The organism is Sphingomonas endolithica, assembly GCF_025231525.1.
In the GTDB taxonomy this organism is placed as follows: domain Bacteria; phylum Pseudomonadota; class Alphaproteobacteria; order Sphingomonadales; family Sphingomonadaceae; genus Sphingomonas; species Sphingomonas endolithica.
This window is the reverse complement of sequence record NZ_CP103057.1, coordinates 183,990-207,109: the sequence shown is the minus strand read 5'-3', so window position 1 is coordinate 207,109 and position 23,120 is coordinate 183,990. Positions and strand designations below refer to the sequence as shown.

Genomic DNA, 23,120 nt, shown 5'->3' with positions numbered 1-23,120 from the left:
TGGAGGCGGGCCAGGAGCGAAGGGTAGACGCCACTCTAGAAGCTGTAGCGCACCCCGACTTGCGCCTGCGCGGAGGTCTGATCGTCCAGCCCTTCCTGGCTAAAATTGTAGATGCCCGCTGATACCGTCGTCCCGATCCGCCCAAAATTGCGGTAGTAGAGCCCGGTGGCCCCGACCGAATAGACGCCGGGCGCCACCTCGATGCCGCTCTGGTAATAATTGGCGAACACGTTGGCGTCGACGCCGGAATTGGCGTCGAGCGTGGCATTGAAGAATGCCTGCGCGTAATAGCTCTCGTCCGTCACGCCATAGACCGTGTAGGTCGTACCCTGCGGCGCGTACAGCCGCCGTTTCGCATAGCCCGCGCCTACACCGAAGCTCACCGGCCCGCGATTGGCGCTGATCACTGCATCGATCCCGCGTGCGCGGTAGCTGGCGGTCGAAATTGACTGGAACACGCTGTTCAGGCAGCCGCCCGCCTGTTCGTTCGATTGACCGAACGTGCAGCCGGAGAATTGCTGGCCGAAGGCGTCGCGCTGGTCGATGAAGCTCGCCGGCAGGCTGGCTATGCCGTCGCGCAGCTGCCGTCCGAATGTGTCCACGCTGTCATACACGCCGACCTGGACGCCGATCGAGCGGCTCGCCGCATAGCTGATCGAGCCGGTATAGGTCGTGCCGCCATAGCGCTTGCCGACCCGGCCCTCCACCGTCGTGCGCGTGCTCGGCTTCCACACCAGCCCGGCATCGTAGATCAGCCCGTCGGTCTCGTACGCGATCCGCCGCGGTGAAGCGTTGTTGGTGACGTACCGCCCATTGCGGTCGACTACCGGCACGCCGCCTGCATCCAGCACCGGATCCTTCTGGCTGACCTTGATCTTCTCGTAGCCCACGCCCGCCCGCACCGCGAGCGTCGGGGATACCGGCAGCACGGCATCGCCGCGACCATAGGTTCCCTCGTAGCGCTGCTTCAGCTGGCTGGCATTCTCGCGCTCGTAGGCGCCGCTCACCGTCACGCCGACCGGCAGGACGGTGCCCGCCGCGGTGCTGATCGAGGCCTGAAGCTGGTGCCCGGCCGATTCGTCGAAATTGTCGAGCCGGCGGCTACCGGGCGGCAGCGCGGTGTTGCTCGGTTCCTCGACCTTGGTGTAGCCGAAGCGATAGCTGGCACCGACACTTGCCGGGCCGACATTCGTCGAGACAGTCGGGCCGGCATAAGCTGCATAGACCTGGCTAGTGTTCTGCACGTTACCCGCCAGAACGGCTGGTGCCGCGCCGCGGATGTCGGACCTGGCACGGGTCGCCAGCGCCCCGCCCTCGATGCTGATCCCCGGCGCGACCTTCACCGCCGCCCGCGCCAAACCGCTGTGGATGTCGTCATCGCCGACATCCTTGTCCCAGCTGAAGCGCCGTTCGTAGCGATAGCTGATCTGCACCTCGGCATTGCGGCTTTGGATCGAGGCGTCGATCCCGGCCGATGCCGTGCTGTAGGTCAGCACGTCGCCCGATTGCAGATCTGCGGTGAGCACCTGGCCGAGCTCGATATAAGGGGTTACCTGCGCGCGGCGATCGCGTGCGGACGCGGGGGTCGCCCCAAGCACGACGATGCCGCCCGCCAGCACCGCAAAGGTCGTCGAGCGCATCATCTTGCGTCTTCCTGTGGATAATAGCTGCCGTAGCGACGCCCGCCCGGCGCATAGGAAACCGAATTGAGCACCAGCTGGATGTGCTCGCAGCCGTCAAGTTCGGCGACCGCCTCGCGCAGATCGCTCTCCCCGGTACGGTCAGCGCGCACGACCAGCATCACCTGCCCCATCAGCCCGGCGAGCACCGACGCCGGCGAGGCGGCGAGCGCGGGTGGCGAATCGAAGATCACGATGCGCTGCGGGTCGGCGGCAAGCAGCGCCGCGATCAGTTCGTGCGTTCGCGCGCTGGAGAGCAATTCTGTGTCGGTGTTCGACTTGGTACCCGCGGGCAGAAGGCTAAGCTGCGGAATATCGGTATCGACGATGAAGCGTTCGACGTCGAGCACGGGGGCCGCCAGCGCATCGAGCAGCCCCAGCCCCTCGTGGAGCCCCAATCGTCCCATCACGTCCGGCTTGGCAAAGTCGGCATCGACCAGCAGCACGTTGTTATCGCGCTCCGCCGCTAGCGAGATAGCGAGATTGACCGCGCAATAAGTCTTGCCCTCCCCGGCATTGGCCGAGCACACTAGGATTGTGCGTGCCTTTGCTGCATCCTGCGTGCGCAGAACGCGCGCGGTGATCAGCAGCTGCCGCTTTACCTGGCGGAATTCCTCCACGAGAGCGTCGATTGTCGCGCCCGGCACCAGCAAACCCTTGTCCGCCAGCATGCCACGGTCGATTGCGGCTACCGGGCTGCCGACGCGCGGCGGCGCGGCAGGTGGCGCATCAACTGCCGCTGCCGGCGCCGTTGGAGCGACCTGCTCGGGCTGCAGCACCAGTTCGGGCTCGGGCAGCGGCGCGCCGCGGCCACGTAAATGAGCGTCGAAATCATACACCTCAGCGGCCCGTTCGAGCAGCGAAGGCCGCACCTTGCCCATCTCGGTCATGCCGCAATTCCCCGTGAGACCATCTCAACGCCGAGAAGCGCCACATAGGCGACGACCAATGCCGCCGATCCGCCGCCGAAATAAGCGAGCTTGCGGCGCCGTGCAGTTGTCTGCGCTACCGTCACCATCTCGCCAATCGCGCCGATAACCGGCAGGCCGGTGGCCCTTTCGAGCCGTCCTGCCGTCGCGAAGGTCATCTTCAATTGCCCCATCGCGAACGCCGCACCGATGCCGCCGAGAATCGCCGCGAAGAGCACACCGGTCAGCAGCAAGGGGCGATTGGGGGCACTCGGCACGCGTGGGCTGGTCGGCGGATCGATCACGCTGAACTTGATCGCGTCGGTCTGCGTCTGAGCCTGGCCGCGCAGCTTGATGTCTTCGCGATCGGCCAGCATCTTGTCGTACTGGTCCTTCAGCACGGCATAGTTACGCTCGATCTCGCTCTGCTGCGCGGCGACCTCGGGATCGGCCGACAGCTTGGAGTTGATCGTGTCGAGATCGTTCTGCAGCTGCGACTTGCGCATCGTCAGCGCAGCGACCTGCGATTGCTTATCGGCCTGCATCGATCGCAGCGACAGGTAGAGCGGGTTGGGCGATCCCCCGCCTGCCCCGCCCCCGACCAGCGGCTCGCCGCGTGCCGCCGCAGTCGCCGCCGCCAGCTGCCCACGCAGGGCCACCATGTCGGGATGATTGTCGGTATAGCCGCGACCGCGCGCCTCGGCGATCTGGCCCTGAATCGCCGCAAGACGAGCGCGCGCCGGCCCCGCGGAAGACGTACCGCCCATACCGGCCACGCTCTGCGGCGTGCCCGCCATCTGACCGTTCACCGCCGCTAGGCTGGATTGCGCGGCGGCGAGATCGCTCTCGACCTGCGCCATCTGCGACCGCGCCGTGCCCATGCGGTCGGTCAGCGATCCAGTGCCGGGCAGCGAGCCCATATAGCGGTTCTGGAAGTCGGTGCGTTTTGTCTCGGCGTCCTGCAGCTGCTTCTGCCGCTGCTCGAGCTGTGCGTCGAGGAAGCGCAGCGTCTGGCTCGTCTCGTCGCGATCGCCGGCAAGGTTCTCCTCGACGAAGATGTCGATCAGCTTCTGCACCACCGAGCGCGAGATCTTCGGGCTCGAACCCTTGGCGACGATCTCGAACAGATTGTCCTGCTGCGCGGTTACGGTGATCGCCTTCTGCAAGCCCGCAACGCGGTCCGCAACGTCGCGATCAGTCTGCACTGTATTGGCGAGATCGGTGCCGCGCACGACCTTTTCGAGATTGACCGCGGAGGTCAGGGTCTGTCGGATGCGATCGACATCCTTCTGCTGGTCGAGCGCGGTGATGCCGACCTTCGAGGGCAGGATCGTCTGCATCTGCACGAACACGCGCGCGCGCGATTCGTAGCTGCTGGGAATCTGTGACACGATCAGCCAGCCGAGGATCGCGATCCCCCATGCGACCGCGAGCGCCAGCCAGCGTCGCGTCCAGATCGCATGCAGCGCCAGCCGCAGTTCGTCGTAGAGACCGTTCATTTAGAACATGCTTTCCGGGATGATGATCACGTCGCCCGGCTCCAGCCGCACGTTGGCGCGCGAATCGCCGTTCTTCAGCAGGCTGGAGAGGCGGACATTGTATTCCACCTGCTTGCCCGTCGCCCGGTCGTAGCGCACCAGCCGCGCCTTATTGCCGGCGGCATATTGGCTGAGCCCGCCGACCGAGATCATTGCGTCGAGCAGGGTCATGTTCGCGCGGTAAGGGATCGAGGCTGGCTTCTCCGTCGCGCCGACGATGCGCACCTGCTGGCTGAACGTGCCGGAGAAGTTCTCGACGATCACCGAGACGATCGGGTCCTTGATATATTCGCCAAGCGCGATCTTCATGTCGTCGGCTAGCATCGCGGGCGTCTTGCCGGTCGCGGGCATATCGCTGATCAGCGGCGTGGTGATGCGGCCGTCGGGGCGCACCTGGACCTTCGCCGACAGTTCGGGGTTGCGCCACACGAAGATGTTGAGCTCGTCGAGCGGGCCGATGATATATTCCTCGCCCGGCTTCTCCTGCGTCGAGACGAAGCTTGCCGGCGGCAATTCGGCCCGGCCGCCGCCGCTCATGCAGCCAGAGACCAGATTGGCCATTGCCAATAGCGACAGCGCCTTGAAACCGGTACCACCAAGCATCGCACAAACCTCCTGCCGCGGTTCGATCGCCGGAATGATCCTCCGGCGGTTTGCGGCTAAGGTCGGGCTATGCGGCCAGTCCGGTAAAAATTACGTTAGGAACGACGCAGACGGGGTTTGACCTGGTTGATTGGCAACCACCTCTGCCGGCACGGGATGGCCAAGAAAGCCGTGCGGGCTGGCCGACAGCCCATAAGCGCCGGCCATGAACACGGCGATGACGTCACCCGGCCCGGCGATTGGCAGCGTCACGCGATCCGCCAGCCGATCGAGCGGGGTGCATAGACAGCCGACCACGCTGACCGTCTCGCTCGGCGCCCCTGCCCTCGCCGTCGCAACCGCCACGGGATAGTTGCGCTTGATCACCGTCCCGAAATTGCCCGAGGCGGCGAGTTGATGGTGCATGCCACCATCGACCACCAAGAACGTCTCCCCCCGGCTTTCCTTCCGTTCGATCACGCGGGTGAGATACACGCCGCACTCACCGACCATGTACCGCCCCAATTCGATCGCGAAGCGCGTATTGGCCAGCGGCTCCGGGCGCTCCCCGAGAACTGACGCCAGTGCGCCGCCGATGGCTGGCAAATCGATGCCCCTGTCGCCGGAAAAGTACGGGATGCCGAAACCGCCCCCGAGGTTCACCAGCGGCGGGGTCGCTCCGACGGTCGCCGATAATTGCGCCGCCAGCGCAACGGTCGCCGCCTGCGTCTCGATGATCCCCGCCGTGTCGAGCGATTGCGATCCGGCAAAGATGTGCCAGCCGCGCCAGTCGGCGCCCGCCGCTCGCAACATCGCCACCACGCCCGGCGCTTCCGCCGCATCTATCCCGAACGGTGAGGCACGGCCACCCATCTTCATACCCGATCCGCGTAGTTCGAAATCGGGATTTACACGTACGGCGAGGCGGGGCGTGATGCCTAGCCGCTCGCCTGCCGCCAAGGCACGCACGCACTCGCCGGGAGACTCGAGGTTGATCGTCGCACCTGCTCGGATCGCCGCCTCCAACTCCCAGTCCTTCTTGCCCGGCCCGGCGAAGCTGATCGCTTGTCCCGGCTTCATGTCGAGCGCGACAGCCAGTTCCCCGCCCGATGCCACGTCCAGCCCGTCGACCATCGATCCCACCGCCGCCACCATCGCCGGCAGGGGGTTGGCCTTGATCGCATAATGCAGGTCGATGCCCGGCAGCACTGCCCGCAGCGCCGTGATGCGGGCTCGCACGATGTCGAGATCGTACACGAACAACGGCGTGTCATGCGTCATCGCCCACTCCTCAGCCGAGCGCCCGGCGATCGGCAGCGGCTGCGCTGATCCGAAGTCGTCGGGGATCGCTCCCATCGGCTTTGCGGTCACGTAAATTCGCCTTTCAATACAGCACGATCCAGCTTGCCGTTTGCATTGTGTGGCAAGCTCTCCCGCCATTCATAGCGGCTGGGCTGCATGAAGCTCGGTAGCTCGCGCCGTAGCCGCTCGCGCAGCGCCGGCTCGACCGAACCATCGCCGCGCGCAACCACGACGATCGCCTGCCCCAACCGCTCGTCGTTGATGCCGAGAGCCACCGCCTCCGCCACCTCGCCGCCCGCCAGCACCGCCTCCTCGATCTCCGTCGGGCTGATGCGGTTGCCGGCCGACTTGATCATCTCGTCCTCGCGACCGACGAAGCGGAACAGGCCGTCTTCGCCCTCGATTACCGTGTCGCCCGACCATACGGCCTTGCCGCTCGACTCCGCCCAGGCCGGCGCGTCGCGAAAGCGCAGCGCCGTGCGCTCCTCATCCTGCCAATAGCCTTGCGCCACCAGCGGGCCGGCATGGACGAGTTCCCCCGCCTCGCCCGGCGCGGCGCGCGATCCATCGGAGCGGGTGACCATCACTTCGGCGAAGGGGATGGCCTTCCCCATGACGTCGGGATGCGCATCGACCAAAGAAGGCGGCAGATAAGTCGAGCGGAACGCCTCGGTCAGTCCGTACATCGGGTAGATATCGGCGACCGGGAAGCGCTCACGCAGCCCGACGATCAGCCGCGGAGTCAGCGCACCGCCCGAATTGGTCAGACGCCGCAACCTTGCGGCCGTCTCCGCTGGCCAGGTCGCCTCCAGCAACTGCACCCACAAAGGCGGCACGCCGGCCAAGGTGGTCGCGCCGATGCGGTCCACCGCCTTCACCACGTCGCGCGGCGTCAGGTAATCCAGCGGGGCATAGCAGGCACCCGCCGCCCAGGTCGAAAAAGTCTGGTTCTGCCCATAGTCGAAGCTGAGCGGCAGCACGCCGAGCACGCGGTCTGCGGGCATGATGTGCAGGTAACGCGCAACCGAGATCGCGCCGAGCCACAGATTGGCATGGCTCAGCATCACGCCTTTCGGTCGCCCGGTCGAGCCAGAGGTATACAGGATCGCCGCGAGATCTTCCGGCTCGGCCGATGATGGTGGCGTGGCATCGGTGGCGACGAAGGCGTCTTCCAGCACCAGGCGGCAGTTCCTCGGCACGTCCCCGACCTCCAGCGAAGCAGCGCGCGCTTCCTGCGTGACCATTACGGACGCGCTGCTATCGGCCAGGATATGCGCCACTTGCGCTCGCTTCAGCATCGGGTTGATCGGCACATGCACCAACCCGGCCCTGGGGGCTGCCATCGGCAACACGCATGCCGTGCGCGTCTTGGGCAGCCACGATGCGACGCGGTCCCCTCGCCGAAGTCCCAGCCCCGCCAGCCACGCGGCGATCTGCCCGGTCAGCAACTCCAGTCCGGGGAAATCGAGCGCGCCCGCCTTGTCCAACAGCGCAACGTCGTGCGAGGCGCCGCGACCGGCCAAGGTGTCGATCGGACGGGGATGGGGATCGAGCGGGATCATGCCATGCCCTTACCGCGGATCGCCTCAGTCGGCGAGCGCCTGTCCCCGGATGGTGCACTGCACCCGTTCCCCTTGGCATCGCCGCTGCCTTTCTCTACGGCCGCGGCAGAAAACGGCCAAGCGAGGGCGACGTGCTGCCAGACGATCACAACGAAGTCGATGCGACGGTGCGCGCCGTTCTAAAGGACGTGCTTGGACTGTCGCAGGAGCGGGTCGACGCTTTCCGCAGCGAGACGCCGTTGTTCGGCGCGTTGCCGGAGCTCGATTCGATGGCAGTGGCCGGGTTATTGACCGAGCTCGAGGAGCGGCTTGGCGTCCTGATCGAGGATGACGAGGTCGATGGCGAAATGCTCGAGACGTTCGGCGCCTTGGTTCGCTTTGCCGACGCCAAGGCGCTCATCTGACAGTAAGCGGACATGACCGGGTCATGAGTCCGATGACCTATGCCTGGCAAGGCGGCAGCGAGACGCTGTTGCGCTTCGGGCCGAAGAGTGGACCGCTGGTCCTTGCGGCCATGCCGCCGTTCGAGGAGGCCAATCGCACCCGCGCCTTCATGGTGACGGTATTGCGGGCGTTGGCAGAGCGTGGCATTTCCAACGCGCTGCCCGATCTTCCGGGGTCTGGCGACTCGCTCGTTCCAATAGAACAGGCGGCGTTGGGCGACTGGCGCGCTGCCTTTCGCGACGCAGCGCAGGCGCTGCGTGCCGACCACGGATCGGTCTACAGCTTTGCCATTCGGGGCGGTGCGCTGCTCGACACGCAGGCGGATCTGGCCGGCCGCTACCATTTTGCGCCGATGACAGGCGCAAAGCTGGTGCGTGAGATGCTCCGCACCCGGCTTGCTGCGGCCAAGGAAGCGGGCGAGCATTTCGATGCCGGAGCGATCGAGCCGCCCGGTGCGCCAATCGAGCTCGCCGGCAATCGGCTGAGCCGGACACTGCTTGCCGATCTGGCCGCGGCGGTGCCGGCCGCAGCCGGCACCATTCGCACAGTTCGGCTGGAAACCGATGCCCAGTCGGCCGACCTCAAGCTGGCCGGTGCGCCGTTGTGGCGTCGTGCGGAGCCCGGCAACGACGCTGCGCTCGCCGCGCTGCTGGCCGAGGATATCGCCGCATGGGTGGTCGCATGCGGCGGGTGATCACCTTTCCCTGTGGCGGCGAGATGCTGGTCGGCACGCTGGATGAAGCGGCGGGTACCACCGGCCTGTTGATCGTGTCCGGCGGCAACGAGATCCGCATCGGTGCGCATCGTGGCATGGCCGCACTCGCGGCCAACCTGGCGAGGTCGGGCACGCCAGTGTTCCGGTACGATCGCCGCGGCATCGGTGATTCATCCGGCGAGAATGAAGGGTTCGAACGTTCCGCCGAGGACATGGCGGCGGCCCTCGCTGCATTCCGTGCCGCGGTACCGACGGTGGCCCGCATCGTCGGGTTCGGCAATTGCGATGCGGCGACGGCACTTGCCCTGTTTCACCGGCAGGCGGGGATCGATGCGCTGGTGCTCGCCAATCCTTGGACGATCGACCGGGCCGACGACTTGCCGCCGCCGGCGGCGATCCGGGCGCGGTATGTCGAGCGGTTCAAGGATCCGGCGACCTATCTCCGGCTGCTGCGTGGTGGGGTAGACGTTCGCAAGCTTTTCAGAGGCTTGCGGCGGATATCGGAGCGCCGGTCGCAAGAGGGCGACGCGCTTGCCGTCCGCCTTGCAGCCGCTCTTGCCGGCACCACGCCGGTCACCATCGTGCTCGCGGAAAAGGATGCGACGGCGATCGCCTATGCGGACGTCATGCATGCCACCGACCTCCCGGTCACCACCCACATCATCGATACCGCGTCGCACAGCTTCGCCCGAGGCGAGGACCAGGCCGCGCTGGAGGCGATCCTGCGCGGCGTGCTCGGCTGAGTTACTCGGCGGCTTCGGCCAGCTCGAACTCCACTTCGCCCAGGAAGCGTTCGGCATCCAGCGCGGCCATGCAGCCGGTGCCGGCGGCGGTGACCGCTTGGCGGTAGACCTTGTCCATCACGTCGCCACAGGCGAACACGCCCGGCACCGAGGTGCGCGTGCTGCCGGTCTCGACCGCGATATAATGATCCTCGTCGAGATCGAGATGGCCGCGGAACAGCTCGGTCGCGGGGTGATGACCGATCGCGACGAACCCGCCCTCGACATCGATGCGCGACATCTCGCCGGTGACGGTGTCGCGCAGGTCGAGCGCGACGAGCCCGGACGTGCCGCCGCCATCGACGAACTCGGCGACTTCCTTGTTCCACATCACGGTCACGCCCTTGTGCGCGAACAAACGCTCCTGGAGGATCTTCTCGGCGCGGAAGCTGTCGCGGCGATGGATCAGCACGACGTCGGGCGAGTGATTGGTAAGGTACAGCGCCTCCTCGACCGCGGTGTTGCCGCCGCCGATCACCGCGACCTTCTTGCCGCGATAGAAGAAGCCGTCGCAGGTGGCGCAGGCGCTGACGCCCTTGCCCTTCAGCGCATCCTCGCTGTCGAGCCCGAGCCATTTGGCCTGCGCGCCGGTGGCGACGACCAACGTGTCGCCTTCATAGATGTCGCCGCCGTCGCCGATCAGGCGGAACGGCCGGCGGGTGAGATCGACCTCGACGATCGTGTCCCACATCAGCCGCGTGCCGACATGTTCAGCCTGGGCCTGCATCTCCTGCATCAGCCAGGGGCCCTGGACCACATCACGGAAGCCAGGATAATTCTCGACATCGGTGGTGGTGGTGAGCTGCCCGCCCGGCTGGATGCCCTGCACGACGATCGGCGCCATGCCGGCACGCGCGCCGTAGATGGCAGCGCTGAGGCCGGCCGGCCCGGAGCCGAGGATGAGCATCTTGGTGGTGTGCGTGGTCATGAAGGTGTCCGTCGTGGCGAAGCGGCGCTTCTAGGGGGCGCGTGGCCGACCATCAACATGGGAGCGGCGTGGGGCGGGTTAAAGGGCAAGCGGCTTGTTCAACCATGTGGTTGAGCGACGTTTGGCGCTGGTGTTGTTCAACCCCGCGGTTGAGTGTGCATCTCGTTGATTTCGTTACGGATCGCCGCGCGAATGTTGAGAAGGTTGAACGCCGGGCGGGGTTGTCTTGGGTCGACTCGATCGTTGCGATTGGCGGGCTGGAGGAGGGGCTGCGGGCTCATGGTTTGAAGGTACGATGGTGGGTCGTTGTAGGACAGCGGAAAAGCTGTGTCGCTTGTGATTGGATTGGTGATGCGGTGTGCCGGGTAACTACCGCCATCGCACCTGGGCCCCGGCCCTCGCCGGGGAGCTTTAGAAGTACGTTGGGCAGAAGTTGGGGGTTGCCAAGTTGGGCTGGATGACGCGCAATGGGTGAGGCTGAGGTGTGGAGATGATGATGGTTTACTTGTTCCTGGCGCTGGCCGCCCAGGCTGTACCGGCACCGACGCCGCTGCCGCCACCGGCGGTGCCCCCTGCCCCGGCTACGGTTCGCGTGGTGCTCGATACCGCGGACGGCCGAATCGTGCTGGCGTTGAAGAAGGAACGCGCGCCGATCACCACCGCGAACTTCCTGAGATATGTCGATCAGAAGCGGCTCGACGGGATCGGCTTCTATCGTACCGCCAAGGGGGGGCCGGGGTTCGGCTTCGTGCAGTTCGGAGTGCAGAACGCGCCCAAGCGGGTGTTGCCGCCGATCAAGCACGAGCCGACCACGCAGACCGGCATCAAGCATCTGAGCGGCACGATCTCGATCGCGCGCTATGCACCGGGCACGGCGAGCGGCGACTTCACGATCATGGTGGGGGATCAGCCGGGGCTGGATGCCGATCCGAGCCAGCCGGGCGACAACCTGGGCTATGCCGCCTTCGGGCACGTCGTGGAGGGCATGGAGGTGGTGCAGCACATCCTGGATGCGCCGACATCGGCCACGGCGGGCGACGGCATGATGAAGGGGCAGATGATCGTGCCGCCGGTGCTGATCCGGTCGGCAAGGCGGGTGCCTTAGCGGACCTTACAGGACCCGTTGGGGTTGAGCATGCCTCAAGCTGTGGGTCTTTGGGTGTAAGCGGGGCGTAACTGCGCGCAGCATGCGCCAATGGTCGTGTCGCTACTGGACCCCGGCCTTCGCCGCGGAGCAGTGATGTCGCCGCGCAACTGCGGGATGGTACTGGAAAACGGTCGCGAGTGGTAGCGAAGGAGGGACTTGAACCCCCGACCCCAGGATTATGATTCCCGTGCTCTAACCAGCTGAGCTACTCCGCCCCATACGGGCTACGCACTCGCGAGGCGCGGGCTATAGGAAGGGTGTCCGGGCCGGTCAAGCGAACATGTGACGCGACAGCTTTTCCCAGGGTCCGCCGCGATACCACCAGGTCGCCAGCCCGACGATCGGCGCGGCGCGGGGGCGGAAGTCCGTTTCGAGTTGCGCCTGGAGCAATTTGGCCTGCGCCGGCTCCACCTTGTTCTGGATCGTGACGTGTGGCCGCCAGCCTGCCGCATCCTGCGGCGTGAGCATCGAGGAGAAAGCGTCGGCGAGGGAATCGCGGATAGCGGCGAGTTCGGGCGATTCGATGCGGAACGCCACGCCGCGCCCGAGCGACATCAAGCCGGCGATGCGCGCGACGGGCGCAGCGATACCGCGGGTTTCGGCCGCGAGCCGCTGTTTCAGCTCGGCCTCCAGCGATGGCGCCAGATGGTGGAACATCGTCAGATGCGCGGCGAGCTGGTTGCGCTCGGGCGGGAAGTGCGCCCGCCGCAAGCCGTCGAAATAGGCAGTGTCCGCCTTGCCGAACAAGGCCGTGACGATAATCGGTGCGGGCTCGGTCAAATCTCGACCTGGCTGCCCAGCTCGACCACGCGGTTGGTCGGCAGGCGGAAGAATTCCATCGCGCTTTCCGCGTTGCGCAGCATCCAGGCGAACAGCTTTTCGCGCCAGATCATCATGCCGGGCCGATCGGAGGCAAGCAGCGTCTGCCGCGACAGGAAGAAGCTGGTATCCATCATGCGGAAATCGGGGCCGCATTGGTGGATGCGCGAGAGTGCGGCGGGCACGTCCGGCTCCTGCATGAAGCCGTATTTCAGCACCATGCGGTGGAATCCGTGGGTGAGATCCTCGAGATGGCAGCGGCCGTCATCGGGATAATAAGGCTCGTCCATGATCTTCACGGTCAGCAGGATGATGCGCTCGTGCAGCACCTTGTTGTGCTTGAGATTGTGCAGCAGCGCATGCGGCACGCCTTCGGCCGACGAGGTCATGAACACCGCGGTGCCCGGCACGCGGGTGGCGGCGGTGGCGGCGGACTGGATGAACACCTTGATCGGCATCGCGCCCTCGCGCAGGCGATCGATCATCAGCTGCCGGCCCTTCGACCAGGTGGTCAGGAAGGTGAAGATGATCAGGCCGGCGAGCAGCGGGAACCAACCGCCGGCCGGCACCTTGGTCAGGTTGGCGGCGAAATAGGCGCCATCGACGATGAAGAAGATGGCGAGCAGCGGGATGGCGTAGATCCTCGGCCAATTCCACAGCTTGAACAGCACGACGGCGAGCAGGCATGTGTCGATCAGCATCGCGCCGGTAACGGCGATGCCATAGGCGGAGGTGAGGTTGGACGAGGTGCGGAAGAACATCACCAGCAGCAGCACCATGACCAGCAGCATCCAGTTGACGAGCGGGATGTAGATCTGCCCGGCGGTTGCGGCACTGGTATGTTCGATGCGCAGGCGCGGCATGAAGCCCAATTGGATCGCCTGCTGCGTGACCGAGAAGGCGCCCGATATGACCGCCTGCGAGGCGATCACCGCCGCGCAGGTGGCGAGCACGACGAGCGGCAGCTGCAGCGCTTGCGGTGCCAGATTGTAGAACGGGCTGGCCAATGCGCCGGCACCCTCACGCGACAGCAACGCCCCCTGCCCCATGTAATTGGCCATCAATGCCGGCAGCACGAAGAACAGCCAGGACACGCGGATCGGATTGCGCCCGAAATGGCCCATGTCCGCGTACAGCGCCTCGGCCCCGGTGACGGCCAGCACGACCGAACCCAGCGCCAGGAACGCGCGCAGCGGATCGCTGTAGAAGAATTGCACGGCATAATGCGGCGAGAAGGCGGTCAGGATCTCGGGCGTCTTCACGACGCTGATGATGCCGAGCGTGGCGATGACGGCGAAATAGACGAGCATGATCGGCCCGAAAAACAGCCCGACCTTGGACGTGCCGCTGCGCTGGATCGAGAACAGGCCGATGATGATCACGACCGCGATCGGCAGCACGAGGCCGGCAAAGGCCGGCGCCGCGACCGCGAGCCCCTCGACCGCGGACAGGACCGACACTGCGGGGGTGATCATGCTGTCGCCGTAGAACAAGGCAGTGGCGAACACGCCGAGCAGGATGATGCCCTTGGACCAGCGCTTGATCTTGGTACGGCCGGAGATCAGCGCGAGCAGCGCCAGGCTGCCGCCCTCGCCCTTATTGTCGGCGCGCATGATGATCGAGACGTATTTCAGCGAGACGACGATCATCATCGACCAGAACATCAGGCTGACGACGCCCCAGATATGCAGCGGATCGAGCGCCAGCGGATGATGGCCGGCAAAGGTTTCGCGGAACGCATATAGCGGGCTGGTGCCGATATCGCCGAACACCACGCCGATCGCGCCGAGCGACAATTTGATCAGGCCGTCCTTGTGGTGGCCGCCCGAGGCGCCGAGTTGCGCGCCGGCGGAACCGACGTCCTGCGCGGGGATGACATCAGTGCTGGCGGGCGCGCTCACAGGCCCGACGATCGCATCCGGGTTACGTCATCATCTATCATCGAACGGCACCACGCCCCTGTGGGAACAAAGATTTACCCCAAGGTTGCGCGCCTTACACCTCCCCGCTTGCACCCGCAACGGGACAAGTGGCAGGGGTAATGTTACGATAGTTGCAAATGAAACCGGAGTCTTGAGCGATGCGCGTCGGTGTTCCCAAGGAAATCAAGAATCACGAATATCGTGTCGGCCTGACCCCGCCTGCCGTGGTCGAGCTGGTGGCACAGGGCCATGAGGTGGTGGTGCAGACCGGCGCCGGGCTGGGGATCGATTTCGAGGACCAGCATTATATCAATGCCGGCGCGACGATCCTGCCCGATGCGGCGTCGGTGTTCCGCCAGTCGGACATGATCGTGAAGGTGAAGGAGCCGCAGGCGAGCGAGATCGCCTTGCTCGAGCCGCGGCACCTGCTGTTCACCTATCTCCATCTGGCCGCGGACAAGCCGCAGGCCGAGGGGCTGATCAAGTCGGGCGCGACCTGCATCGCGTATGAGACGGTGACCGCGAACGATCGTTCGCTGCCGCTGCTCAAGCCGATGAGCGAAGTCGCCGGGCGCATGTCGATCCAGGTCGGCGCGCATTATCTGGAGAAGGAACAAGGCGGGCGCGGCGTGCTGCTCGGCGGGGTGCCGGGCGTGGCACCGGCACGGGTGGCGATCCTGGGCGGCGGCGTTTCCGGCGTCAATGCGGCGCAGATGGCGGTCGGCATGCGCGCCGACGTGACGATCTACGACATTTCGAACGCCCGGCTGGCCGAGCTCGACATGTTCTTCTCCAGCCAGATCAAGACCGCTTATGCCAGCCGGGCGGCGATCGCCGCGGCGGTGAAGAACGCGCATCTGGTGATCGGCGCGGTGCTGATCCCCGGCGCCGCAGCGCCCAAGCTCGTCACGCGCGAGATGCTGAAGACGATGAAGCGCGGCAGCGTGCTGGTGGATATCGCGATCGATCAGGGCGGGTGCTTCGAGACCAGCCATGCGACGACGCACGAGGATCCGGTGTTCGAAGTCGACGGCGTAATCCATTATTGTGTCGCCAACATGCCGGGCGCGGTGGCGCGAACCAGCACCTTTGCGCTCAACAATGCGACCCTGCCCTTCGTGCTGAAGCTCGCCAATCTGGGTGCCGAGGCAGCGATGGCGGCGGATGCGCATCTCGCCAACGGGCTGAACGTTTCGGGCGGCAAGATCCGGCACCGGGCGGTGGCGGACGCGCTCGACCTGCCGTTCGACGCCTGGCAGGCGGCCTAATCGGCGGGCGGGCCGCGGTGTAATCTTGACGCGGCCGCCCGCCTGCGGCTAGGGGCGCTGGCTCTGCGGCGATCGTAGTTCAATTGGTTAGAGCGTCGGCTTGTGATGCCGGATGTTGCGGGTTCAAGTCCCGTCGGTCGCCCCACTCCCTTTCCCCGAGCACCCTCCTTCCTTGCGAGAGCTATCATGACCAGCGGCTGGGGCTTCCCCGACTTCGACGACCATGAGGGCGTGCACCTCTTTTCCGATCCCGCAAGCGGCCTGCAGGCGGTGATTGCGGTGCATTCGACGCATCTGGGCCCTGCGGCCGGCGGCGTGCGCTTCTGGCATTATGCCGACAGCGACCGGGCGATCACCGACGCGCTGCGCCTGTCGCGCGGCATGAGCTTCAAGAATGCCATGGCCGGGCTGCCGATGGGCGGCGGCAAGGGCGTGGTGCTGGCCGACAAGGCCGGCGACGCGATCACGCCGGCGCGGCTCGAGGCGTTCGGGCGCGCGGTCGAGTCGCTGGGCGGCAAATATGTGACGGCCGAGGATGTCGGCATGTCCGAAGCGAGCATGAAGGTGATCGCTACGCAGACGCGCCACGTCTCCGGCCTGCCGGTGGCGGCGGGCAGCGCGGGCGGCGATCCCGGGCCGTATACGGCACACGGCGTGTATCTTGGCGTGAAGGCGGCGGCGCAGCGTGGACTGGGTGTCGATTCGATGCACGGCGTGCATGTCGCGATCCAGGGCGTGGGCAGCGTCGGCAGCGGGCTGGCCCGGTTGCTGGCGCGCGACGGCGCTCGCCTGACGCTGGCGGACGTCAATGCCGACCGCGCGGCCGCACTGGCGGCGGAGCTTGGCGGCGAGACGGTGTCGGCAGACGCGATCCTGGGCGTCGCGGCGGATGTCGTCAGCCCCAATGCGCTGGGCGCGATCTTGACCGAAGAGTCGATCGCGGCGCTGAGGACCAAGGTGATCGCCGGCGGCGCGAACAACCAGCTCGCCACGCGCGAGGATGGCGCCCGGCTGGCCGAACGCGGCATCCTGTATGCGCCGGATTATGTGATCAACGCCGGCGGGATCATCAATGTCGGGCTCGAATATCTCGGGCAAGGCGACGAGAACGAAGTGATGGCGCGGATCGAGCGCATCCCGGCGCGGCTGGCCGAGGTGTGGGACGAGGCCGACCGCAGCGGCGCGCCGAGTTCGGACGTGGCGGATCAGATTGCGCGGCGGTTGATCGGGCGGGTCTGAGGCTCGGCCGGTCAGCCCTGAGCTTGTCGAAGCGCGTGTTTTGGACAGGTCCTTCGACAGGCTCAGGACGAACGGGGGTTTGGGGCTGACGTCGCGGCCGCTACGTCTTGACGCAGGCTTCCGCTACTTGGCCAGAAGAAGCTGGACCCCGGCTCAAGGCCGGGGTGACGTTTAATAGTTCAACTCAGTCGCGCAGGAACGCCAGCATGGCGGTGATCGCGGTCATGGTCTCGGCGGGGTCGCGGACGGTGATCGTGTCGATGCCGGCCGCCTTCACCGCATAATCGTTGCCGCCCGGGTAGATCGCGTCGCCCAGGAAGATCATGTCCGCGGTGGCGATGCCGGAATGTTCGGCGAGCGCGCGCATGGCGCTGGCCTTGTCGGTACCTTCGCGCGTGATGTCGATCGAGGTCGAGCCGCCGACATTGACGGCGAAGCCGGGCAGTTGCGCCTGGACGATCTTCTGCATCTGCTTGCGCTTGGCAAAATCGGGATCCCACGCCTTCTTGGCGTCGATCGGTGCCTCCTGCCCCAGCCCCGAAAAGGTGATCTGGCTGCCGCGATCCTCGATCTTGTCGCCCCAGACCTGTTCGTCGGCGAAGCCCGCTTGCTGCACGGCATCGTCCAGCGCGTGCACGATGCGGTCGCGCTCCTCGGGGCTGAAGATATCGGCATAGACCTGCTGCCACTGGCCGTCTCGGCAGCGATACAGCTTGGTGCCGGTGGTCGGCATGATGAACAGGTTGGCGAGATCGGCGTGCGCGGGAAGCCGCGCGACGATCTGCTTGTCGAATTGCGGCCAATCGCCGCCGGAGATGACCGCGACCGCCACGTTTGCGGCGAGATCGGCCAACAGCTTGGCCATGGCGGGATCGAGTGCCTGCTTGCTGTCGGCAAGCGTGCCATCGAGATCGAAGGCGACCAGTCGTTTCATGTCGAACTCCCATAAGGCGCGGCGCGGCGACCGCCGCCTGTGCGAAATATGCCCTGGCGGTCCGCGGTTGAGTAGCGCCTCAAGTCGCAGTACAGCGTGGCGTCTGTGCCCAGCATTCACGCCCTTGCCAATCCCGCCCGGTTCCTGAGGATCGCGCGGCCGATGACGCCGATCCTGTTCTGGACCGGCTTGGCACTGATCGTGGTCGGATCCTGGGCCGGGCTGACGCTGACGCCGCCCGACTATCTGCAGGGCGAGACGGTCCGGATCATGTACGTGCACGTGCCAACCGCCTGGCTCGGCATGGGCGGCTGGAGCGGCATCGCGGTGTCGAGCATCGTTTTCCTGGTGTGGCGCCACCCGCTGGCATCGATCGCGGCGCGCGCGATCGCCTTACCGGGTGCGGTGTTCGCCGCACTGTGCCTGATCAGCGGATCGATCTGGGGGCGGCCGACCTGGGGGACGTGGTGGCAATGGGATGGCCGGCTGACCAGCATGCTGCTGCTGTTCTTCGTCTATCTCGGCTATATGGCGCTGGCGCGGGCGGATGCCGACCAGGGCGGCGATGGCCGTATCCCGGCGACGTACGGTGTCGCCGGATCGGTGCTGCTGCCGATCATCCGCTATTCGGTGGTGTGGTGGAACACGCTCCACCAGGGGCAGAGCATCGGGCTCACCGGCTCCAGCATCGCGCCGTCGATCCTGTGGCCGTTATGGCTGACGCTGATCGGGTTCAGCCTGTTCTTTGCCGGCATCGTCGTGATGCGGATGCGCACGATGCTGGCGCTGGCCAAGACCGAAGCGCGGCAGCGGCGGATGGCGCGATGAACCACTGGCTGTTCGTCTATGCTGCCTACGGCCTGGTCGGCGTGGTCGGCGGGGCGCTGGCGCTGGTCAGTTACCTCGCGATGCGGCGGGCGGAGCGGCGGTGAAGCCCAAGCAGCAAAGATTGATGCTCGTCCTGCTGGCGATCGCCGCGGTGGCGGGGGCAAGTGGCCTGGCGCTATCGGCGCTGAAGGATCAGGCCGCCTTTTTCTATGCGCCGGGCGACGTCGCCAAAGCGGGGCCACCGGTCGGCCGCGCGGTGCGGCTGGGCGGGATGGTGCAGCGCGGATCGATCCGCAAGCAGGCGGACGGCGTGTCGATCCGCTTCGTCGTCACCGATGGCGTGGCGACAGTGCCGGTACGTTTCCGCGGCGTGACGCCCGATCTGTTCCGCGAAGGATCGGGCGTGGTGGCGGAGGGCATGTTCGAGGCTGGTGGCGCGTTCGTCGCCAGCAACCTGCTCGCCAAGCATGACGAGCGCTACATGCCGCCGCAGGCCGCACGGACCGACAAGGGCGTGATGCACGAGACGAAGACGCTGCAGCCATGATCGCCGAAGCGGGCCTTGCCGCCTTGTGGCTGGCGGCAGCGCTGGCGGCGCTGCAGCTGGCGCTGGCGGTCATCGGCTTGCGATTGAACAAACACGTTCGTCCTGAGCTTGTCGAAGGGCGTGCACCCGAGAAGCCGGCCGCTCACCTGGATACAGGTGCTTTGACAGGCTCAGCACGAATGGGTGAAGTCGCTAAAGAGATCATGGCGGCGGTGCGCCCCGTCGCGGTCGTGCAAGGGGTGCTGACCGGCCTGGCGATGATCCTGCTGATCGCGGTGTTCGTGCGATCGGACATGTCGGTGCTGCTGGTTGCCGAGAACAGCCATTCGGACAAGCCGATGCTGTACAAGATCGCCGGCGCGTGGGGCAACCACGAGGGATCGATGCTGCTGTGGGTAACGATCCTGGGGCTGGCCGGGGCGACGGTGGCGACGATCGAGCGGCGGCTGCAGGCACGCACGCTGATTGCCACGCTGGGCGCGCAGGCGGCGATCGCGCTCGGCTTCTATGCCTTCCTGCTCTTTTCCTCCAATCCGTTCGCGCGGCTGAACCCGGCGGCGCCGGATGGGCGGGGATTGAACCCGCTGCTGCAGGACCCGGGTTTGGCGTTCCACCCCCCTACCCTGTACATCGGCTATGTCGGCATTTCGGTAGCGTTCTCGTTTGCGGTCGGCGCGCTGGTCACGCGCGACGTGGGGCCGGCATTCGCACGGGCGATGCGGCCCTGGGTCTTGGGAGCGTGGATCTTCCTGACGCTGGGTATCACGGCGGGATCCTATTGGGCCTATTACGAGCTCGGCTGGGGCGGCTGGTGGTTCTGGGACCCGGTCGAGAATGCCTCTCTCATGCCATGGCTGGCGGCGACTGCCCTGCTCCATTCGGTCAGCGTGCTGGCGACGCGCGATGGCCTGCGCGCCTGGACGGTCATGCTGGCGGTGGTCGCGTTTTCGATGTCGATGGTCGGCACCTTCCTGGTGCGATCGGGCATCCTGACCAGCGTGCACGCCTTTGCCGTCGATCCCTCGCGCGGCAGTTTCATCCTCGCCCTGCTGGCGATCTATATCGGTGGGGCGCTGGTGCTGTTCGCCTTGCGCATCGGCACGGTACGGCAGGGCACGACGTTCGATCTGGTCAGCCGCGAAGGCGCACTGGTGGCCAACAACCTGTTGCTGTCGGTGATCCTGGGCATCGTGCTGATCGGGACGCTGTACCCGATCGTCGCGGCGGCAATGGGCGTGCAATTGTCGGTCGGGCCGCCCTTCTTCGACAAGGCGGCGGGCCCGGTGGCATTGATCCTGGTGACGGTGATGGCGGTCGGGCCGCTGCTGCGCTGGCGCCGTGACGATGGCCACGTGGCACTCGAGCGCATGATGCTGCCGATCGCCGTGGCGGCATTGGCGATGGCGGCGATCTTTATCGCCACCGGCGGGATCGGCATCCTGCCGTTCCTGGGACTGGGGCTTGCCGCCGGTCTTGCCGCCGCCAGCGTCGCGCCGTTGTGGAAGCGCAATTTGCGCCGGACGCCGCTGTTCACCTGGGGCATGGTGATCGCGCATCTGGGGATCGCGGTGAGCCTGGCGGGGATGGCATCGGACAGCGCCTTCACCAAGGAGACCTTGGTTGCCGTGCGAGTGGGCGAGCCGAACCGCGTGGGGCCGTTCCTGGTGCGGCTGGACGGTATCTCACCCGCGATCGGGCCGAACTGGTCGGCATTGCAGGCGCGGTTGAGCATCCGGCGTGGTGACGACGGCGCCTGGTTCTATCTGTATCCGCAGTCGCGCTATTTCTCCTCCCCCGTCACGGTGACCAGCGAATCGGCGATCGCGACGCGGTGGAACGGGCAGCTGTATACCGTGCTCGGCCAGTCGGATGGCGAAGGCCGGTGGCAGTTGCGGCTGTGGTGGAAGCCGTTCGTGACGTTGATCTGGGCCGGCGGCGCGCTGATCGCGATCGGCGGCATGCTGTCGCTGATCGGGCGCGTGCGGCGCGAGCGCAGGGTTGCCGAACGGGAGGCATTTGCATGAAGCGCTGGATGATCTGGTTGCCGCTCGGCGCCTTTGCCTTGGTCTTCGCGGTGGTGGCGAGCGGGCTGATCCGCCCGGCCGACCGCACCGTGCGATCGGCGATGGTGGGCAAGAGCGTGCCGACTTTCTCGCTGGGCGCGATGGTGCCGGGCAAGCCGGGTCTTGGCAGCGCGGTGTTCGCGCAGGGGCAGCCGCGGCTGCTCAACGTCTTTGCCAGCTGGTGCCTGCCGTGTATCGCCGAAGCGCCGATGCTGATGCGGCTGCGGCGGATGGGCGTGCCGATCGACGCGATTGCCATTCGTGATGCGCCGGCCGCGGTGCAGGCGTTCCTGAGGCGCAATGGCGACCCGTACAGTCGCATCGGCAATGACCGCGAGAGTTCGGTGCAGCTGGCGCTGGGATCGTCGGGCGTACCGGAGACGTTCGTGATCGACGGGCGCGGGCGGATCGTGCTGCAGCATGTCGGCGACGTGCGCGAAGAGGACATACCGGAACTGCTCGCCGCGCTGGAGAAGGCGCGGTGAGATGGCGCGCGGCGCTCTTGCTGGCGTGCCTCTCGGCGCCCGCGCTGGCCGACAGCAGCCAGCCGGCGGCGGCCTATGCCGATACGCAGCTGCGCGATCCGGCCAAGGAGGCAGAGGCGCGCGGGCTGATGGCGACGCTCCGCTGCCTGGTGTGCCAGGGTCAGTCGATCGCCGATAGCGATGCCGAGATGGCGGGCGACATGCGCGCGCTGGTGCGGCGGCGGATTGCCGCGGGCGAAAGCGCCGAGACGGTGCGGGCGTCGCTGATCGCGAGCTACGGTGATTATGTGACGTACGATCCGCCGTTCAGCGCGGTGACGGCGCCGCTGTGGCTGATGCCGCTGGTGCTGCTAGGGCTGGGCGGATGGCTGGCGCGCGGCTTGTTCCGTCGGCGGCGCGGCTGATGGGCTGGGTGGCGCTTGCCCTGGTCGGGGCGGTAGCTGCGGGGTTGCTGCGGCTGATCGGTCTGCCGCGCGGCTTGTGGGCGTTTGTCGGGGCGGCACTGATGCTGGGCGCGGCGGCATATGCCTTGCAGGGCGAGCCGTTGCTGCCGGGCCATGCCGTCAAGGCCGATGCCGATCCGATCCAGGTCGATCCCGCCATGCTGGCGCTGCGCGACGACATGGTCGGGCGGTTCCGCGCCGATACGGCGTATCTGATCGCCTCCGACGCGATGCTGCGCTCGGGCGATAGCGGCAATGCGGTGAAAGCAGTGATCGGCGGGCTGCACCATTATCCAAGCTCGATGGCGCTGTGGACCGGGCTGGGCACGGTGCTGGCGACGCATGATGGCGGACGGGTGTCGCCGGCGGCGCTGTTCGCCTTTTCGCGGGCGATGCGGCTGGCGCCGGAGCACCCGGCGCCGTTCTTCTTTGCCGGGCTGGCTTATGTGCGCGCCGGGGAGTTCGCCAAGGCGCGGCGGTATTGGGCGCGGGCCCTGGCGGTAACGCCGGCGGGGGTTTCTTATCATGGCGCAATCGCCGAGCGGGTGGCGTTGCTGGATCGGTTCCTGGCGGTCGAGGCGGCGCAGTAGCGCTGCACTGTTCCCCGGCGGAGGCCGGGGTCCAGGCGGATAGGTCGCTGTAACTGAGCGCAGCGCCTGTCGCTTGCGTTTCGCTACTGGGCCCCGGCCGTCGCCGGGGAACAGTGTTGAAACGTGGCGATTAGCTATCGGTGCCGCGCCCGGTCTTGCCTTGCAGTTCGTCGATGCGCTTCGAGGCGTCCGCCTTGTTCAGCGTGTCGTCGAATTCCTCATGCGCCTCTTCGCTCAGCGTCTTGAGGTAGCTTGCCTGCGCGCCGGTCATCGGCTCGCCGCCCGTGGTCCAATCGTCCGGGTCCTTCTCGGCATTGCCGGTGGGATGATCCTTGGGGTTCGTCTGGTCGGTCATGTGTTGCTCCTTCACCGGGTTCAACACATCTGTTCTTATC

The 23,120-nt window shown here is 66.4% G+C and carries 23 protein-coding genes and 2 tRNA genes; 13 read left to right on the top strand and 12 right to left on the bottom strand.

The annotated features are described in order from the left end of the window. Window positions 1-35: 35 nt before the first annotated feature. The 6 genes from NV382_RS01020 to NV382_RS00995 all read right to left on the bottom strand — a co-directional run bounded on the left by NV382_RS01020 (window position 36) and on the right by NV382_RS00995 (window position 7,571). Complete coding sequence (locus NV382_RS01020; protein WP_260598700.1) at window positions 36-1,643, bottom strand: hypothetical protein; 1,608 nt, start codon at window positions 1,641-1,643, stop codon at window positions 36-38. After that, window positions 1,640-2,569, bottom strand: a complete 930-nt coding sequence (locus NV382_RS01015; RefSeq protein ID WP_260598699.1) for an AAA family ATPase — start codon at window positions 2,567-2,569, stop codon at window positions 1,640-1,642. Before NV382_RS01015 ends, NV382_RS01020 begins: the two co-directional genes overlap by 4 nt. Next, window positions 2,566-4,086, bottom strand: coding sequence for an XrtA system polysaccharide chain length determinant (locus NV382_RS01010; protein ID WP_260598698.1), 1,521 nt, complete (start codon window positions 4,084-4,086; stop codon window positions 2,566-2,568). Before NV382_RS01010 ends, NV382_RS01015 begins: the two co-directional genes overlap by 4 nt. Continuing rightward, on the bottom strand, window positions 4,087-4,728 hold the full coding sequence (locus tag NV382_RS01005) for an XrtA/PEP-CTERM system exopolysaccharide export protein (protein WP_418066733.1): 642 nt from the start codon (window positions 4,726-4,728) through the stop codon (window positions 4,087-4,089). It lies immediately after the preceding gene. A gap of 90 nt (window positions 4,729-4,818) precedes the next feature. Continuing rightward, the gene (locus NV382_RS01000) at window positions 4,819-6,063 is read right to left on the bottom strand and encodes a pyridoxal-dependent decarboxylase, exosortase A system-associated (RefSeq protein WP_260600513.1); all 1,245 of its coding nucleotides are present in this window, start codon (window positions 6,061-6,063) and stop codon (window positions 4,819-4,821) included. Between the two features lie 11 nt (window positions 6,064-6,074). Then, entirely contained in the window at window positions 6,075-7,571 is a 1,497-nt protein-coding gene (locus NV382_RS00995) for an AMP-binding protein (RefSeq protein ID WP_260598697.1), read from the bottom strand. 131 nt (window positions 7,572-7,702) lie between these two features. Here NV382_RS00995 and NV382_RS00990 point away from each other — a divergent pair, with 131 nt between their 5' ends. From NV382_RS00990 to NV382_RS00980, 3 genes are read left to right on the top strand one after another with little or no spacing between them, the layout of a single operon-like run. Further along, window positions 7,703-7,975: an acyl carrier protein gene (locus NV382_RS00990; RefSeq protein WP_260598696.1), complete on the top strand. Its 273-nt coding sequence runs from the start codon at window positions 7,703-7,705 to the stop codon at window positions 7,973-7,975. A 23-nt stretch (window positions 7,976-7,998) separates the two neighbouring features. Further along, window positions 7,999-8,709 carry a hypothetical protein gene (locus tag NV382_RS00985; RefSeq protein WP_260598695.1) on the top strand — a complete coding sequence of 237 codons (711 nt, stop codon included), beginning with the start codon at window positions 7,999-8,001 and terminating at the stop codon, window positions 8,707-8,709. Continuing rightward, window positions 8,697-9,473 carry a hydrolase 1, exosortase A system-associated gene (locus NV382_RS00980; RefSeq protein ID WP_260600512.1) on the top strand — a complete coding sequence of 259 codons (777 nt, stop codon included), beginning with the start codon at window positions 8,697-8,699 and terminating at the stop codon, window positions 9,471-9,473. The genes NV382_RS00985 and NV382_RS00980 overlap by 13 nt, the downstream gene beginning before the upstream one ends. A 1-nt stretch (window position 9,474) precedes the next feature. On the opposite strand, the gene trxB is transcribed toward NV382_RS00980, so the two are convergent. Next, window positions 9,475-10,440 carry a thioredoxin-disulfide reductase gene (gene trxB, locus NV382_RS00975; protein ID WP_260598694.1) on the bottom strand — a complete coding sequence of 322 codons (966 nt, stop codon included), beginning with the start codon at window positions 10,438-10,440 and terminating at the stop codon, window positions 9,475-9,477. Between the two features lie 493 nt (window positions 10,441-10,933). On the opposite strand from trxB, the gene NV382_RS00970 reads away from it, so the two are divergent. Further along, entirely contained in the window at window positions 10,934-11,545 is a 612-nt protein-coding gene (locus NV382_RS00970) for a peptidylprolyl isomerase (RefSeq protein ID WP_260600511.1), read from the top strand. Window positions 11,546-11,725: 180 nt separating this feature from the next. On the opposite strand, the gene NV382_RS00965 is transcribed toward NV382_RS00970, so the two are convergent. The 3 genes from NV382_RS00965 to NV382_RS00955 all read right to left on the bottom strand — a co-directional run bounded on the left by NV382_RS00965 (window position 11,726) and on the right by NV382_RS00955 (window position 14,280). Further along, window positions 11,726-11,802 (bottom strand) — tRNA-Met (locus NV382_RS00965). Window positions 11,803-11,857: 55 nt separating this feature from the next. Then, on the bottom strand, window positions 11,858-12,367 hold the full coding sequence (locus tag NV382_RS00960; RefSeq protein ID WP_260598693.1) for a 2'-5' RNA ligase family protein: 510 nt from the start codon (window positions 12,365-12,367) through the stop codon (window positions 11,858-11,860). Then, window positions 12,364-14,280: a potassium transporter Kup gene (locus NV382_RS00955; RefSeq protein ID WP_260600510.1), complete on the bottom strand. Its 1,917-nt coding sequence runs from the start codon at window positions 14,278-14,280 to the stop codon at window positions 12,364-12,366. The genes NV382_RS00960 and NV382_RS00955 overlap by 4 nt, the downstream gene beginning before the upstream one ends. Window positions 14,281-14,486: 206 nt before the next feature. Here NV382_RS00955 and ald point away from each other — a divergent pair, with 206 nt between their 5' ends. From ald to NV382_RS00940, 3 genes are all read left to right on the top strand, one after another. Beyond that, the gene (ald, locus tag NV382_RS00950) at window positions 14,487-15,596 is read left to right on the top strand and encodes an alanine dehydrogenase (protein ID WP_260598692.1); all 1,110 of its coding nucleotides are present in this window, start codon (window positions 14,487-14,489) and stop codon (window positions 15,594-15,596) included. Window positions 15,597-15,664: 68 nt separating this feature from the next. Beyond that, window positions 15,665-15,741 (top strand) — tRNA-His (locus NV382_RS00945). 41 nt (window positions 15,742-15,782) lie between these two features. After that, window positions 15,783-16,835 carry a Glu/Leu/Phe/Val family dehydrogenase gene (locus tag NV382_RS00940; protein WP_260598691.1) on the top strand — a complete coding sequence of 351 codons (1,053 nt, stop codon included), beginning with the start codon at window positions 15,783-15,785 and terminating at the stop codon, window positions 16,833-16,835. A 184-nt stretch (window positions 16,836-17,019) separates the two neighbouring features. Here NV382_RS00940 and NV382_RS00935 read toward each other — a convergent pair whose 3' ends face one another. Next, entirely contained in the window at window positions 17,020-17,769 is a 750-nt protein-coding gene (locus tag NV382_RS00935) for an HAD-IIB family hydrolase (RefSeq protein ID WP_260598690.1), read from the bottom strand. Window positions 17,770-17,874: 105 nt separating this feature from the next. On the opposite strand from NV382_RS00935, the gene ccmC reads away from it, so the two are divergent. The 6 genes from ccmC to NV382_RS00905 all read left to right on the top strand — a co-directional run bounded on the left by ccmC (window position 17,875) and on the right by NV382_RS00905 (window position 22,725). Next, window positions 17,875-18,597 (top strand): heme ABC transporter permease CcmC, encoded by a 723-nt coding sequence (gene ccmC, locus NV382_RS00930; protein ID WP_260598689.1) that lies wholly within the window; start codon window positions 17,875-17,877, stop codon window positions 18,595-18,597. A gap of 100 nt (window positions 18,598-18,697) precedes the next feature. Then, the gene (ccmE, locus tag NV382_RS00925) at window positions 18,698-19,144 is read left to right on the top strand and encodes a cytochrome c maturation protein CcmE (RefSeq protein WP_260598688.1); all 447 of its coding nucleotides are present in this window, start codon (window positions 18,698-18,700) and stop codon (window positions 19,142-19,144) included. Beyond that, window positions 19,141-21,168 carry a heme lyase CcmF/NrfE family subunit gene (locus tag NV382_RS00920; protein ID WP_260598687.1) on the top strand — a complete coding sequence of 676 codons (2,028 nt, stop codon included), beginning with the start codon at window positions 19,141-19,143 and terminating at the stop codon, window positions 21,166-21,168. The genes ccmE and NV382_RS00920 overlap by 4 nt, the downstream gene beginning before the upstream one ends. Beyond that, window positions 21,165-21,692, top strand: a complete 528-nt coding sequence (locus NV382_RS00915; protein WP_260598686.1) for a redoxin family protein — start codon at window positions 21,165-21,167, stop codon at window positions 21,690-21,692. The genes NV382_RS00920 and NV382_RS00915 overlap by 4 nt, the downstream gene beginning before the upstream one ends. After that, window positions 21,689-22,096: a cytochrome c-type biogenesis protein gene (locus tag NV382_RS00910; RefSeq protein WP_260598685.1), complete on the top strand. Its 408-nt coding sequence runs from the start codon at window positions 21,689-21,691 to the stop codon at window positions 22,094-22,096. The genes NV382_RS00915 and NV382_RS00910 overlap by 4 nt, the downstream gene beginning before the upstream one ends. Beyond that, a complete protein-coding gene (locus NV382_RS00905; protein WP_260598684.1) occupies window positions 22,057-22,725 on the top strand; it encodes a tetratricopeptide repeat protein in 669 nt (222 codons plus the stop codon). Before NV382_RS00910 ends, NV382_RS00905 begins: the two co-directional genes overlap by 40 nt. A 130-nt stretch (window positions 22,726-22,855) precedes the next feature. Here NV382_RS00905 and NV382_RS00900 read toward each other — a convergent pair whose 3' ends face one another. Further along, on the bottom strand, window positions 22,856-23,080 hold the full coding sequence (locus NV382_RS00900) for a DUF3072 domain-containing protein (protein WP_260598683.1): 225 nt from the start codon (window positions 23,078-23,080) through the stop codon (window positions 22,856-22,858). Window positions 23,081-23,120: the final 40 nt, after the last annotated feature.